We start from the raw sequence: 15,330 nt of genomic DNA, 5'->3' as shown, positions 1-15,330 counted from the left end.
AACTCGAACTCATTTCAAGTCCGAATCTTTAATATACAATTTTTGTATAATTTATTTATAACTGTAAAAGTGTTGCACTTTAAATTACAATGAAGAAACATGACTTTGAAAAGTCATGTTTTAAATTTTTCATCCTGTTATACTATTATTTTAATAATTCTTTAAATGCTTCAGATATTATATTTGCACATAATAATCTATTAAGATGAGATTTTACATTATCAAAAATAATTAATTTATCCAATAGTTCTATGTCAAATTCTCCACTTTGATTAATCATAGTATCATATTCCATAGACAAGTGCAATATGTCTTTTTTGCTTTTACCTTTTGCATAATCTAAGAATAAATCCAATGAAGAAAGGAATACTGCACAACCAGTAGAAGTATGTTTTACATCTTTGAGTATTTCCCCTTCTCATTCTAAATATAATTTAGTATTATCTACACATTGTGTTGAGAATTTTTCTAAAGGTTTAACGCCTTTTATTTCACCTTTATGAGTTGGATTAGAATATCTATCCATAATAATTTCTCTTCTTTTATTTGGATCTTTATATGAAGTCAAGAAAATCACCACCTTTGTTAATTTGTTCTATTAATTTATCAAAATCTTCTTTTTCAGAATACAAACCTATTGATGCCCTTATTCAAGAGGGACTGCCTGTTCTCTCTTGAATTAAACGCACACAATGTTGGCCAGCTCTTAAAATAATATCCCTATGCCCTAAGAATGAAACTATATCTTGAGAGTTTATGTTTCTGATATTAAAAATAATATTCTTATCGCCTTTTTCCGAAGCAAAAGCAATCCCCTCAACTTTAGATAGTTGCTCATAAGCATATTCAGCTACTTCTTGCTCATGTTTTTGAATTTCTTCTCAGCCAATTTCATTCATAAATTCAATTGCTGCTAAATGCATTAAAATTCCTGCTGTATTCGGAGTTCCAGATTCTCTTCCATGAATTCCTGAGTGCGGTATTCAATCATCTTTTGAAAAAGTTGCATTTGAACCACCACCGAAAACAACATTAGGAAGTTTGTCTTGTAATTCTTTTGATATCAACATAATTCCAATACCCGTAGGACCATACAGTTTATTTGAAGAGTAAACTGTAAAATCAGCATGCTCAAAATTAACTTTTTTATGAGTTATTGATTGCGCAGCATCATTAATTACATAAATACCTTTTTCCTTAGCAACTTTATATATGCTTTCCATATCTTTTGCATCTTCAACCGTGTTATTCATTTCAGCAAAAGCCATTATTTTAGTTTTTGGAGTAATCCCTTCAATCATTTTGTTTGCTCAAGTTAGTTTAGCACCAGTTCTTTTTGAAAGTTCTATTCAAGGTATTACATTTGAAGCATGATTAAGTGTGTTAAGTAATATCTCATCACCTTCAGATATTTCTAACTCTAACATTCTTGCTATTCTATTTAAAGAATCTGTTGTTCCAGAAGTGAATACTACATCTTCAGGTTTTGCATTTGAAAATTTAGCAGTTGCCTCTCTAGCATCTTTAATTTTATTAACTAATCAAACACCTTTTTCTGAATCGATAGAATGAGGGTTTATTGAATAATTTTCATAAAATTCAACACCTGCTTTAATAACCGATTTAGGTTTTAAAGAACCAGCAGCATGATCTAAGTAGATTGCTTTTTTAAGAAATTTAAATTCTTCTCTTTTCATTATAACCTTCTTTCAAACAATGCTATATACTCTATATTTTTAGCCTTATTACCTTTTATAGGAGAAGCTTTATGGATAATATATTCAAAACCATTATCTTTAGCATGTTGTTTAACTCTTTTAATTATTTCTTCGTGTAATTTTTCAGGAACATATCCTCCATCTTCTACTTGATCTGAAAAAGCTTCAAATTGAGGTTTTATTAGAGCCATCAATTGAATTCCAGGTTCAATAGTTCCCTTCAACACTTTAAATACCTCTTTTAAAGAAATGAATGATACATCCGTTACGACTAAATCTAATTCTTCACCAAACATTTCCTTGTTTATTTTTTTCAAATTAGTTTTTTCCAAGGTAATTACTTTTTCATTTCTTCTTAATGAAAAATCTAATTGATTGGTACCGACATCCAATGAATAAACTTTTTTAGCACCTTTTGAAAGTAAAACTTCTGTAAAACCACCAGTTGATGAACCTATATCAAGTCCAACTTTATTAGTTATATCTAAATTAAACTCTTGAAATGCACTTAGAAGTTTATAAGCACCTCTGGAAACTCATTTTTTAGAGTCTTTAATGTATATTTCATTTGAATTTTTGAATTTTTCGGAAGGAATAAAGGCATCATTACCATTAATTTTAACTTTACCAGCTCTAATTAATCTTTCAGCTTCTTCTTTTGAATATCCATATTCAATTATTATTTGTAATACTGTTTTCATAATTATAAAACCACCCTTAAAATATTCTTAATTAAAACATTGTGTTCATCGCTCAAAGGTTTTACTGATTCAATAAAATGATTGAATAACATTTTTTTCTCTATATTTAATTTATTATAGTTTTCTTGATTATAAATATTTGATGTATCAGTTTTTTTATTTGCATAAAATACACCAGTTTGGAATACAAAATATAGAAATTCTCCTAGAGATTTTCAATCAGCTTTTTCAAAAATATTACCCTTTATTAAAATAGATACTTTGGACATTGGTTTTACAAACATATCCTTTTCATTTTTAGTTAACATCATTTCAAGTTTTGCACATTCCTCGGGTTTAATATCGGCATCCAAAGTCGCAATAATTTTAGTTATTAAAAATCTAGTTTGTTTTGTAGCAAATATTTTTTTGTATTCTTCAAACATATTATTAGTTTTAAGTATTTTTTTAGTTTTGTTTTTTAGATTCATAATAATCAGCAACCTTGTCTAAAATAGCATTGATAAATTTATAAGATTCTTCATATATGTATTTTTTAGCAAGGATAACAATTTCGTTGATAACAATTTTTTTATCACGAAACGATAATTCGAATGCGCCAAAAATTAACATAGCTCTTTCTAAAGGAGCGATTCTTTCTCATTTTCAACTGTCTTTTGTAAATTTAGTAATTAATTTTTTAAGCAATAAGTTCTTTTCTATGATTCAATCCAAAGCTTTAAGCTCATTTTCTGAAAGATCATAATCTTCTCTAATATTGAACTTTGTCAGTTCTTCACCAGTTAATTCTGCTATATAAATTACGTTTATTACATTCATTCTTGATTTTGTTTGTGACATATTAAAAGAATTATACCTTATGGTATATATTTATTTACATTTTAAATTTAAAAAAACACTTTTAAAAAGTGTTAGTTAATTATTTTATTATTTCTGAGATTTTTTGTTTTAACGAATCCTTATCAAGTCCAAAGTGAGCATATACTTGTGACCCCTCTCCAGATTCACCAAATGTATCAATCCCAAAGTTATATTTACCATATTTAGCCATGCCATATGTTGTAGCGGCTTCAACCGTAAATGCTTTTTGTGTATCTCAATCAATGTTAGTTAATTCAGCACAAGGCATTGAAACAACATTTAATTCTAATTCTTTACCAATTTTATAAGCATTGGCAACTTCTGAACCTGTTGCAACAATTGTTCACTCGGAAGAAGTTTTATTTAAATGGTAAGAACCATTTTTAACCCCTTCTTTTGTTGTTTGTTCCAAAGAAACAATATTTTGTCTAGTTAATGAAATAACCGTTGGTGTTGAAGTTGAATTTAAAGCAATTTCATAAGCACCCATAACTTCCGTTTCATCAGCAGGTCTAATGAAATTTAAGTTAGGTAATGATCTAAACATTGCATTGTGTTCAATTGGTTCATGAGTAGGACCATCTTCCCCAACAAACACTGAATCATGTGTAAAGATATAAGTAACTGGCAATTTCATTAATGAAGCTAATCTAATAGCTGGTTTAGCATAGTCTGAAAATACAAAGAAAGTTGAAACAAATGGTTTAAAATTTGAGTGTAAAGCGATACCATTAGCCATAGCAGCCATCGCAAATTCCCTAACACCAAACAAAATGTTTCTACCTCTTCTGTTTTCCATTGAAAAGACACCATCTCCACCAGTAGCTTTTGTTGATCCTGATAAATCAGCTGACCCACCAATTCATTGCTCTACATTTTTATTTAGGTGTTGGATAATTGAACCCGAAGAAACTCTTGTTGCTGTATTTTTATCTAAATCAAGTGTTATTTCAACACCTTCGTTTGTTAAGAATTTTTCTAATTCAGCAGATGCTTTGAAGTTAGCATAAGCTTCAGCCCCTCTTTTAAATATTGTCTTTTCATATAAGTTTGAAACTTCTTGCGGAACTTCAAAATCACCATGTTTTCAATCTAACGATGCTTTAACAACATCAAAATCCGAACCAAGAGGCGCTCCATGAACTGCGGATGTGCCTTGTTTTGTAGCACCTTCACCAATTATTGTTTTAACTTCAATAAAAGAAGGTTTAGTTGATTTTTTTGCTTTTTCAATAGCTTTATCAATAGATTCAATTGTATTTTCCTTAACTAATTGATAGAAGAACCCAAGAGATTCCATTTTCTTTTTAAGATCCTCATTAAATACTTCTTTAACACCAGTATCTAATTGGATATCATTTGAATCATGCATAATAATTAATTTTGAAAGTTGTTGTTTACCAGCAAATGATAAAGCTTCATTTGCAACACCTTCTTGCAAGTCTCCATCCCCACAAACAACATAAATGTTGTGATTTATTTCTGGGAATCTTGCTCTTAAAGATTCTTCCGCGATGGCCATACCAATAGCTGTAGCAATCCCTTGACCAAGTGGTCCTGTAGTAGATTCAACACCTGGTGTATGTCCGTATTCTGGGTGCCCTGGTGTTAGTGAACCTAATTGTCTAAAGTCCATTAAATCTTCTTTTGTAATTAATCCTAATAATCTAAGTTCAGCATATAACAATGCAGAACCATGTCCAGCAGAAAGAATGAATCTATCCCTATTAACTCATTTGGGGTTTTTAGGATCAAAATTCATATGTTTCGTAAATAATGTATGAATCATTGGCGCTGCACCTAAAACAATACCTGGATGACCAGAATTTGCTTTATTGATTGCAGCAACACCATTTACTTTCAGTGTATTTATAGCTAATGTATTTGCCATTTTAAAATCTCCTTATAACTTTTATTTGTATATTTGAGGGTTTAGAGTTCATTACATCAACAACCCTTTCCTCGATATTCTTTGAAAAATCAAGAATAACTTGAGAAACTTCAGCTGTTTTTGAAACTTCAATTTCAATTATAAATTCTACATCACTTCCCAATTTAAAAATATTTGCTTGAATATCATTCACAATTCTTAATTCATTTTTTAAATTAGATGCAGCCTTTTCAATTATTTGAATGAAAACTTGTTTATGAACATTGTATGTTTGATTTAATGAGTAGTTAACAATTACGTATTCCATTAATTAGATCTCCCTACATATTTACCATTTTCAGTTGACACAATAACAATTTGACCTTCTTTAATAAACATTGGAGCTTCGAATTCAAATCCTGTTTCTACTTTAATGAATTTTTGAGGGTTATTTGCTGTATTTCCTTTAACAGCTTCAGGAGCTTCAGTAACTTTTAGTTCAACATTAGCAGGCAACTCAATATCTAAAATTTCTGATTCAAATGCTCTAACCATAACTTTTCTTCCTTCGATCATAAAATTTAACTCTCATTTAATTTTGTCCAAAGAAACTTCAACTTGTTCAAAAGTTTCTCTATCCATCAATATTGCTGATGTACCATCGTTATATAAATAATCCATATCTCTTTTATCGATATGAGCTTTTTTAACTTTATCCCCACCTGTTCATGTTTTCATAATTGTAGCGCCACTTCTCAAGTTCTTTATTTTTGCTTTAACTGATGCTTGACCTCTACCTTGCTTTGAGTGCTGTGCTTCTATCACAACAAATATCTCTTTTCCATCTTGGAATGAAATTCCTGGTTTAAATTTGTTTACATCTATCATTATTTTCTCCTTATTATTAGATTTTCTCTTAAATTATATATTAAATATAAAAAAGTTTACTTTCATCGTTGAATAAACAATAAATAAAATGATTTATAGTTGATTAAAAAAAACAAACCATAAATGATTTGCTTATTCATATTTTTGAATCAGCCTAATAAATCCTAATTCTTTTAATTCTTGTTTAATATCTTTTTTTACCTTAAAATATTTGAGTTTATTTTCTTTTGATTTAATCATTAATCTTCCTATGTAATTATTAAATTTAATTCTCTCTTGATTTTTATCAAAAGAAAGATTAAATGTATTAGAAAAAATTAGTGAATCAACAATTTCTTTCTCGTGAATTTTCTTATAAAAGAAATTGTTTTTAGAAAAGAATTGACCAGTCATAATTTTTTTTCTTAAAATATTAGAAATTTGTTCTAAGGCTAAAACAAATGCTATTGTCACTAATAAATAAGGGGCTAATCAAGAAAATTTACCTGGATCAGAAGAATATATACCTATTTGAAAACCAAATAAGGATGCACCAACCGCACCAATTTGTACCATTGATTTAAAGTTGATTTCTATTCTATAAATAGCATTTGAAATTATTGTGGGTTTCGCTTCTTTTAATAATGCTCACTTAGTAGAAATAATCCTATTTACTCCCATAACCTCTAAAGCATTACGAGAAGCTAAATCAATCGAATCTAATTTTTCGTAAGTTAATTTACCTAGCATTCCGATTGAATGGACTCCAAGTGCAAGAACACCAGCAAAAACAATATTAGGAGATGGTGAAAGAAATAAAAATATAATGGCATAAACAAACGCAGGTATAGCTCTAACTGAAATTATAATAATTTTAAAAATCCATGAAAAATATCTTCCCATAAATGCCTTAGATGCTAATATACCGAAAAAGAACGAAAGAAATAAACCAATAATGGAAGCTGCAATTGCCACCAATACAGCTTGGAATCCTAATTCAAGTGCATTTACACCGGTTCCAAAATCAGTAATGAATTTTCATTCAGGATGCATTAATTTTTTAATACCTTCATTAAATAATTCTAATTTTTGCTGAGATGCAATGCTTCAATCAACGCTTGTAATGGATAATATTATAAGACTTATCAAGACCAAAGAAACTATAGCTTTAGTTATTCAAATCTTAGATTTATTGTATTTAACTTGAGCGATTTGAAACTCAATACTTTTTGTTTTATCGATATCAACTTGTCTTATCTGTCTTTCCATAATATATTTCTTAAACAACATTGATAATATTTCAATTGTTACAATTGTGATTATCAAAACTAATAAAACAATTGACATATGACCTCATCTAGTAGGAGGTTTATACTTATCACTCAAGAGTGAACCAACTGTAGCAATTCCAACAACACCCAATATTGCAGCAAATCTAATAACCATTTCAAATGCATAAACACCGTAAGAAACAATTGATTTTATTAAATGGGGAAACACCGCCATAGTAATAGATCTATTTTTTTGATTTCCCAAAGCTTGAAGAGCAACAAATGCATTCAAATCAATTGAATCCAATTCTTCAAATAATCATTTTGTCATTATTGATGTTACAAAAACAGATAATGCTAATGTTGCTGAAAGTGTTTGTGAAAACACATTAAACATAAGATATGCAACTATTAAAGGTGGTATAGATCTTATTAAGGACATTACAATTCTAAATGGCATATAAACATATCATTTTTTAGTTATATTTTTTGAAGAAACCAAAGAAAGTGGTATTGAAATTATAACTCCGATGACTGTTCCTAATAATGAATATAAAATCGTTTTTCATAATAATCTTAATGTCTCAAAAAATGTTTGACTAATAGTAATATTATCTAAACCTAATCTTATATCATCATACTTAAAAAAGTTTCCCAATTGTTCTGCAAAAACTTTATGCCCTTTAAAATTTGGTTGGACATGCAAGAAAACTAATATTATTAATACTGTAATTAAAGAACCAATCAATATTTTTGGTCAAGGAGATTTTTTCTTAACTACTTGCCCATTTATATTGACTATTTTATAATTGTTGAAGTTTTTTAATTTCATATTATTTTTTTATACCTTTTCTTTTTCTCATGATTTCATTAAGCTCATGAGCATCAAAACCCTCAAGTTTATTACCATAAATTTTCTTTAAAACACCAAGATTAACATCAACTGATTTGCCATCATATACAACATTACCCTCTTTTATACCTATTATCCTATCAGCATACATTAATGCTAAATCAACATGGTGTAAATTCATAATAATGGTTTTATTTGTTTTTTTATTTATATCAAGAAATGAATCCATAACTGTTTTAGCCATTATTGGATCTAAAGCACCAACTGGTTCGTCAGCAAGAAATAATCTAGCACCTTGAGAAATTGTCCTAGCAAGTGCAACCCTTTGCATTTGGCCACCAGATAAATCCTCAGCCCTTGAATAAGCAGCTTCTAAAATACCTACATCAGCAAGTGCTTTAAATGCAATTTCTTTATCTTTTTTAGATCAAATACCACTTATTGCTCTTCATCAAGGCATTTTACCTAATCTTCCAGATAACGCATTATTTATAACTGAAGCTTTGTAAATTAAATTATATCTTTGAAATACCATGCCGATATTTGATTTGTACTGTCTTGCTGCTATTCCTGATAAATCCCTAACTTTATAATAAGGTTTACTTTTTTTAGCAGATAAATATTCCGATTTATAAAATTCAACTTTCTTCTTAAATCGTTCAATTAATTCTTTATTTATAAATTCTTTATTTTCCTGTCATTTTTCACAAATAACAACTTGTTTCTCGTAATTTTCTATTTTTTTATTTAGTATAGAATTTTTCTTTAAGTGTCTAGTATTTTCTTTTTGTATTTTTTGCTTTTTTTCCTTAATTTGAATTAAGTATGGTGCAGCAATTTTTTTAGAATTGAATTCCTTAATAGTTTTAGAATATTGTTCATTTAGTAAAATCAATTCTTGTTTAAGATTATCAATAACTTTTTTTCTTTTTTTCTTTGCTACTTCCCTATTTTTAATTTCATTTTTTAAATCAGATAAAAGAATTTTAACTCTTTCTTCAGTCAACTCATTTTCTGTTGCAAATTTTTGCAAAGTTATTTTTGATTCTTTATAAATATCTTTTTTATTTTTATAATTTTCAATAGCCTCATTAGTTCTATCGCCAACAAATAAATTTCCTGAAGTTATATCTTGTAATTTATTTATAGTTTTTAAGAGTGTAGTTTTACCAGCACCAGATAAACCTATGATAGCGACCATTTCACCTTCATTAATTTTTAGATTTATATTTTTAAGAGCTTCCTTACCATTTGGATAAACTAAACTAGCATTTTCAAACTCTATATTTCATTTATGATTCATAATTAATTATTTAGTAAAATGCTCTGCAAATCATAATTCAGGGAATTCATAAGAAGCGCTTGAAGTTGTAGAGTTATATCCATATTTCAATATTTTTGAAACTTTGTTGTAAGGTAATTTTCATTCTTTATCCTTTTGAGCCAATGGATATATAATTTTGTCAAAACTATTTCCTTTTTTAGTGAAAATTCAAGACTCGTATTCTCCTGATAAAAAGTCACTTTCTTTCGCTTTATTTGCAAAAGATAAAATTTTAGACTCTGGACTGCCTTTTTTAGCAGCTTCTTTTTTAAATTCTTTTTGCTTATCAGATATTTTTGCATCACTAAGTTTTTTGGTTGTTACATCACGTAAATATAATTGACCATATTTATTGAATAAATATACCGCATTGAATTCAGATGAAATTTTATTTTTTGGCATTGTTGCTTTATCACCCATTATGCTCATTGTAGAAACTTGTGATGGTCTAGCTGCTTGAAGTATGAAGTTTGTAGAAGGAGAATCAGCTGATCATGTTCCTGCTGGCAAGAATGCTAAATCAACTTGTTGTTTTTCTAAAGCCACAGCAGCTGAATCATAATCATTTGAAAGGTTGATAATTGCCTTTACACCAATATTTTCTAAATATTTTTGTAATTTTTTAGTTGCCGACACTATCAAAGTAGGATCATTAGAAGGTATGAAAGTAATGTTTATTTGCTTTTTAGTAGCATAATATTTACTTAAATCAGTGTCAAAAGAAATATTTTTATTTTCAATAGCTTTTGTAAAATACTCTGAATCTTTTGCATCAAATGTATCAGCTGGAGCAATCGATCCACCAATTGCATCTTGTTCAACTAAATCAGTTCCATTTAGAACTCCGATTTTATCGCCTTTTTTCAATGATTTATATGCGATATGTGAATAAACATCAAATACTGTTTTCCAATCTTTTCCATCTTTTATCAATAATGAATCGGGACCCTTTGCATTTGGATTACTTTTTTGTAATTTTTTCAAATTTTTCTTTTGAGCCACAGCTTTAGAAACTAAGTCAGTAAAAAGCATTTGAATAGCTTTTTGATCACTTGCTTTCATATTTCCTCTAGCTTGAATACCATCATTAGAAATTCTTTTCTTCTCAATACCTACCACATGAAGTTTATCTTTATTTTCTTTAGCAAAAAACCTTGAGTCTCCTCATGATCCAGCCGCAGTAATATCTTCAGATACTAATTTATTCATAGCTGAAGGTGTCCCACCAACAGAAATTGCATTAATTCCTAATTTTGCAAATCCACTTGAACTCTCTCCACAAGATATAACAGTAGCTACTGGCGTTGCGATAATTGCAAGCACTCCAACCGAAAACATAACTTTCTTATTTTTTCTCATATTTTATTCTCCTTAGTAATTTTATTTTTGAAATTTGAGCCTCTAACTCTTTTAAATTATATGAGTGTTAAACTTATGGAAAGGTTATTAAAAAATAACAAAGGCTGTTATTTTAAAATATCAATCAAATAAATAAAATATATTTTATAATTTTAATTATTTGATAATAAAAAAATAACGCTTATGCATTATTAATTATTATTATTTATATGATAGAACTTTGTGGCCGTCTTTAGTTACTAAAACATCATCTTCAATTCTAACTCCACCAATACCTTCAATATAAATACCTGGTTCAACAGTTACTACATGACCAACTTCTAATGGTTCGTTATTTGTTACACTTGTATTTGGTAATTCATGAACTTCAACACCAAGCCCATGTCCTGTTCCATGTCCAAAGTATTCTCCGTATCCTTTGTTAGTAATGTAATCTCTACATACTTTATCAATTTCAGCACCAGTAACACCTGGTTTAACAGCTTCAATACCTAATCTTTGAGCCTCTTCAACTATTGAATATATTTCCAATAATTTTGGATTAGTTACTTCGCCAACTTGAATTGTTCTTGTTGTATCTGACATATAACCATTATAAACAGTACCAAAATCAAATGTAACAAACTCTCCGTTTTTCAGTTTTTTTTCTGAAGGTACAGCATGTGGTTTAGCACCATTTTCTCCAGAAGCAACGATTGTATCAAATCCTTTTTTAGCAGCTCCATTCATCATAAATAAGTACTCTAATCTTGCAGCTAATTCTCTTTCAGTTTTACCTTCAACTATTTCTGGTTTCAACTGTTCAAATGAATCAAGTCCAATATGTGCAGCTTTTCTAATATTTTCAGCCTCTTCTTCTGTTTTAAAATTTCTTAATCCTTGACCAGAAATAAATACTATTTCAGCATTTGTAAATAATCTTTTTACTCTTTCTAATTGATCCAAAGTTGCATAATCAGATTCAATAGCAATTTTTTTGTATTTTTCTTGCTTTGACTTAGCAAATTTAGTCATTGAATTTTTTTCAAGTAAATTTACGCTAGCATTTTGTGCTACTTTTTTAGCCAAAATAATATAACGTGAATCTACAAATAATTCAGCTGAATTTTTTTCTATAATTAGGTAACCAAATGATGACTGAACCTTTGTAAATCAAAATCTATTTTCATCTGAAATAACAAAAATAGCATCTATTCCTTTTTCTGCAAAATGTTTATCAACAACTCTTCTATCCATAATCTCTCCTTTTTATTAAAATATTAATAACTATATTAAAATATAGCTCATTTTTATTTTACCCCATACTTTAAAAAGATATAAAAAAAGAGAAAATTATTTTTTCTCTTTATGTGTTGTATGTTTGTTACATTTGTGACAGTGTTTTGAAACTTCAAGTTTTTCAATTTGAGTTTTTTTATTTTTCTTTGTGATGTAGTTTTCCATTTTACAGTCTACACATCTTAAAGTTATTCCTTCTCTAGCCATGGTTATCTCCTTTAATATTTCTTTATTTTATTAAGTAGTAAAACTATTATACACTAATTAGCATTTTTATTTCCTTATCATAAATATCTTTTTTATCTATGCGTGGAGTTTCCAAAATCATTGGTAATCCTGAAAATTCTTTTGCATGAACTATATTCTTTAATGCTTCCAACCCTATATATCCTTTACCAATATTTTCATGCCTATCCTTATGAGCACCCAATGGATTCTTAGAATCATTAATATGAAGAACTTTTATTTTGTCTAAAATTTCATTTTCTTCCAACATTTTTATTATAGAAGGAAGATCATTTAAATCATATCCTGCGTCTCATATATGACATGTATCCAAACATATCCCTGCTCTTGGAGAGTTAATTTTTTTCATTACATAAGATAATTCTTCAAAAGTAATACCGACTTCAGTCCCTTTCCCAGCCATTGTTTCAAGGCAAATATCAACATCTTTAGTTTCCGCTATAACATTAACAACGGTTTTAACTAGCCTATCTAGTGATTCTTGTCTGTCAAATTTTGTGCTAGCACCTGGATGTACAACCATTATATTAGCACCAATAAAATTCATTCTCTTTGAATCTTCAATAAGTATTTTTTCTGCAAAACCCGCCTTATCTAAAGAGGAGGGGTTTATGATGTATGGTTCGTGTATAACAATATCTTCTGGTTTTACAATCTCACTATATTTTTCGATATATTCTTCCATTCCATATAATGATGTATCCGCTCTCCTTGTATTTTGGGGTGGACCAAGATAAATCATCATTGAATTAGCTTTCATTTTTTTGCTGCTTCACCTGCGCCAACAAGATATCCACTTGCTTTAGAGAATGAAACGTGTGCTCCTAGTTTTATCATAATAATATTATATAATATAAACATAAAAGGAGGTCTAAATGAAAAAAATAGCAATTTTTGCAACAGATGGTTTTGAAGATGTGGAGCTAATAAGTTCTATAGATGTTTTTACAAGAAAGGGCTTAAATTTTGAATTATTTTCTGTTAATGGAACAACTGAAATTAAAGGTAAATATAATTCCATATTAAAAGCTAGTGATTCATCAAGCTTTAATGAAAGTGATTTTTCAGGAGTTTTACTACCTGGTGGCACATTAGAATTATCTAAAAGTAAATTGGTCAATGAAGTTGTTAGATCATTTTATGAACAATCAAAGGATTTATATGCAATTTGTGCAGCACCAAAAATACTTTGAGACAATGGTTTGTTATCTAACAAAAATTTCACTTGTTGGCCAGGCCTTGAATTAGAAGAGAGTAAAAATACAGGTTTAGAAATATCTGGAAATATAATAACAGCAAAAAGCTACTTAGATTCAATTGATTTTGCATTTGCAATAGTTGAAAAAAATAAATAAGTTTGCTATATAATTAAATTAACTATGAAGGGGTTGGAAACCTGGAGTTATCAAAAAAAGAGTCCTTGAAGGGTGGAACGTTGGTCCCTTCAAATAGGGCTCTTTTATATTCTTTTGAATGTAAAAGAGTCTATAAATAAAGGAGTTAAAATGAAAAAAGATATGCAAGAAATAGTAAATCACCTTAAACAAACTGGTTTTGTTTACCAAGGATCTGATATTTATGGAGGACTTTCAAATACATGAGATTATGGTCCATTGGGAGTTTTACTTACAAAAAATATTAAAGATACATGATGAAGAGAATTCATAACAAAGGAAGAAAATAACTTTGGTATTGATGCAAAAATACTTATGAACCCAAAAGTATGAGTAGCTTCAGGACACGTTGGTAATTTTTCAGATCCACTAGTTGAAAATAAAACTAATGGTAAAAGATATAGAGCAGATAAGATAATCGAAGAACACAATCCGGAAATAAATGCCGAAATAATGTCAAAAGAAGATATGCAAAATTATCTAAATGAACATATCAAAAAATATGATAATGCAAAAACTGAATGAACTGAAATCAGAGAGTTTCACCTAATGTTTGAAACACAACAAGGTGTTGTAGTAGATAAAAAATCTACAATTTTCTTAAGACCAGAAACAGCACAAGGTATATTCGTTAATTTTGCTAACGTTCAAAGATCGCAAAGAGCTAAAATACCTTTTGGTATTGGTCAAATTGGTAAATCATTCCGTAATGAGGTAACTCCCGGTAATTTTATATTCCGTACTCGTGAATTTGAGCAAATGGAATTAGAATATTTTGTTAAACCAGGAGAAGATGATTTAGCTTATAAATACTATACACAAAAGGCTATGAATTTTATTTTAAATCTTGGTATTAAAAAAGAAAATGTTAAATTTAGAGTCCACGATTCTGAAGAATTAGCACATTATTCAAAAGGTACAACCGATGTTGAATACAACTTTCCTTTTGGATGAGGAGAATTGTTAGGAGTCTCAAATAGAACTGATTTTGACTTAAAAGCACACGCTTCTCATTCAGGAGAAAAACTACATTATAGAGATCCACAAACTAACGAAGTTTATACACCTTATGTTATAGAGCCATCATTTGGAATGGATCGTTTAGTACTAACAATTATTTGTGATGCTTTTGAAAAAGAAAAACTTGAAAATGAAGAAAGAATTGTTTTAAAAATAAATAAAAATTTAGTGCCTTACAAAGTTGCAATTCTACCTCTTACAAAGAAAATTTCAAAAGAAGCAAGAGAAATATTCCTTTCATTAATTGACAAGGGAATTTCAACAACATTTGATGAAGCCGGTTCAATCGGTAAACGTTATAGAAGGCAAGATGCCATCGGTACACCTTATGCAATTACGTTTGATTATGATTCTCTTGAAGATAAACAAGTAACAATTAGAGATAGAGACACAATGGAACAAAAAAGAGTTCCAATTTCTGAACTTTCAAAATATATAAAATAATATAAAAAAATAACCTTCAAATGGTTTATATTAGGATAAAAAATTAAGACACACTCAAAGTGTTGGACATCATGCGAGAATATTCGTATGGTGTTTTATTATCCAAACATCTTTGAACTCTAAT

The 15,330-nt window shown here is 28.8% G+C and carries 16 protein-coding genes; 2 read left to right on the top strand and 14 right to left on the bottom strand.

The window, feature by feature from the left end; all coding sequences use genetic code 4:
- Window positions 1-145 precede the first annotated feature (145 nt).
- The 14 genes from C4B24_RS04045 to C4B24_RS03980 form a co-directional block, all read right to left on the bottom strand.
- Window positions 146-568 carry an iron-sulfur cluster assembly scaffold protein gene (locus C4B24_RS04045; RefSeq protein WP_131599494.1) on the bottom strand — a complete coding sequence of 141 codons (423 nt, stop codon included), beginning with the start codon at window positions 566-568 and terminating at the stop codon, window positions 146-148.
- A complete protein-coding gene (locus C4B24_RS04040; protein ID WP_131599493.1) occupies window positions 555-1,697 on the bottom strand; it encodes an aminotransferase class V-fold PLP-dependent enzyme in 1,143 nt (380 codons plus the stop codon). The genes C4B24_RS04045 and C4B24_RS04040 overlap by 14 nt, the downstream gene beginning before the upstream one ends.
- The gene (locus tag C4B24_RS04035; protein WP_131599492.1) at window positions 1,697-2,419 is read right to left on the bottom strand and encodes a TlyA family RNA methyltransferase; all 723 of its coding nucleotides are present in this window, start codon (window positions 2,417-2,419) and stop codon (window positions 1,697-1,699) included. The genes C4B24_RS04040 and C4B24_RS04035 overlap by 1 nt, the downstream gene beginning before the upstream one ends.
- A gap of 2 nt (window positions 2,420-2,421) precedes the next feature.
- Window positions 2,422-2,889: a hypothetical protein gene (locus tag C4B24_RS04030; protein ID WP_131599491.1), complete on the bottom strand. Its 468-nt coding sequence runs from the start codon at window positions 2,887-2,889 to the stop codon at window positions 2,422-2,424.
- Window positions 2,867-3,259, bottom strand: a complete 393-nt coding sequence (locus C4B24_RS04025) for a transcription antitermination protein NusB (protein WP_131599490.1) — start codon at window positions 3,257-3,259, stop codon at window positions 2,867-2,869. The genes C4B24_RS04030 and C4B24_RS04025 overlap by 23 nt, the downstream gene beginning before the upstream one ends.
- Window positions 3,260-3,338: 79 nt before the next feature.
- Complete coding sequence (locus tag C4B24_RS04020) at window positions 3,339-5,171, bottom strand: transketolase (RefSeq protein ID WP_131599489.1); 1,833 nt, start codon at window positions 5,169-5,171, stop codon at window positions 3,339-3,341.
- A 1-nt stretch (window position 5,172) separates the two neighbouring features.
- Window positions 5,173-5,478 carry an MMB_0454 family protein gene (locus tag C4B24_RS04015; protein ID WP_131599488.1) on the bottom strand — a complete coding sequence of 102 codons (306 nt, stop codon included), beginning with the start codon at window positions 5,476-5,478 and terminating at the stop codon, window positions 5,173-5,175.
- On the bottom strand, window positions 5,478-6,038 hold the full coding sequence (efp, locus tag C4B24_RS04010) for an elongation factor P (protein WP_131599487.1): 561 nt from the start codon (window positions 6,036-6,038) through the stop codon (window positions 5,478-5,480). Before efp ends, C4B24_RS04015 begins: the two co-directional genes overlap by 1 nt.
- Window positions 6,039-6,170: 132 nt before the next feature.
- A complete protein-coding gene (locus C4B24_RS04005) occupies window positions 6,171-8,120 on the bottom strand; it encodes a PhnE/PtxC family ABC transporter permease (protein WP_131599486.1) in 1,950 nt (649 codons plus the stop codon).
- Between the two features lies 1 nt (window position 8,121).
- Window positions 8,122-9,444: an ATP-binding cassette domain-containing protein gene (locus C4B24_RS04000; RefSeq protein WP_131599485.1), complete on the bottom strand. Its 1,323-nt coding sequence runs from the start codon at window positions 9,442-9,444 to the stop codon at window positions 8,122-8,124.
- A gap of 6 nt (window positions 9,445-9,450) precedes the next feature.
- The gene (locus tag C4B24_RS03995) at window positions 9,451-10,824 is read right to left on the bottom strand and encodes a substrate-binding domain-containing protein (protein WP_131599484.1); all 1,374 of its coding nucleotides are present in this window, start codon (window positions 10,822-10,824) and stop codon (window positions 9,451-9,453) included.
- A 201-nt stretch (window positions 10,825-11,025) separates the two neighbouring features.
- Window positions 11,026-12,060 carry an aminopeptidase P family protein gene (locus C4B24_RS03990; RefSeq protein ID WP_131599483.1) on the bottom strand — a complete coding sequence of 345 codons (1,035 nt, stop codon included), beginning with the start codon at window positions 12,058-12,060 and terminating at the stop codon, window positions 11,026-11,028.
- 96 nt (window positions 12,061-12,156) lie between these two features.
- The gene (rpmG, locus tag C4B24_RS03985) at window positions 12,157-12,309 is read right to left on the bottom strand and encodes a 50S ribosomal protein L33 (protein ID WP_131599482.1); all 153 of its coding nucleotides are present in this window, start codon (window positions 12,307-12,309) and stop codon (window positions 12,157-12,159) included.
- 46 nt (window positions 12,310-12,355) lie between these two features.
- The gene (locus C4B24_RS03980) at window positions 12,356-13,108 is read right to left on the bottom strand and encodes a deoxyribonuclease IV (protein WP_394343194.1); all 753 of its coding nucleotides are present in this window, start codon (window positions 13,106-13,108) and stop codon (window positions 12,356-12,358) included.
- A gap of 115 nt (window positions 13,109-13,223) precedes the next feature.
- On the opposite strand from C4B24_RS03980, the gene C4B24_RS03975 reads away from it, so the two are divergent.
- Window positions 13,224-13,703, top strand: a complete 480-nt coding sequence (locus C4B24_RS03975; RefSeq protein WP_131599481.1) for a DJ-1/PfpI family protein — start codon at window positions 13,224-13,226, stop codon at window positions 13,701-13,703.
- Window positions 13,704-13,853: 150 nt separating this feature from the next.
- Window positions 13,854-15,206 (top strand): glycine--tRNA ligase, encoded by a 1,353-nt coding sequence (locus C4B24_RS03970; RefSeq protein ID WP_394343193.1) that lies wholly within the window; start codon window positions 13,854-13,856, stop codon window positions 15,204-15,206.
- Window positions 15,207-15,330 lie beyond the last annotated feature (124 nt).

Source organism: Mycoplasma marinum, assembly GCF_004335975.1.
In the GTDB taxonomy this organism is placed as follows: Bacteria; Bacillota_I; Bacilli_A; order Mycoplasmatales; family Metamycoplasmataceae; genus Mycoplasma_K; species Mycoplasma_K marinum.
Note: the sequence above shows the minus strand (reverse complement) of the source record. Positions and strands in the feature narration are given on the sequence as shown.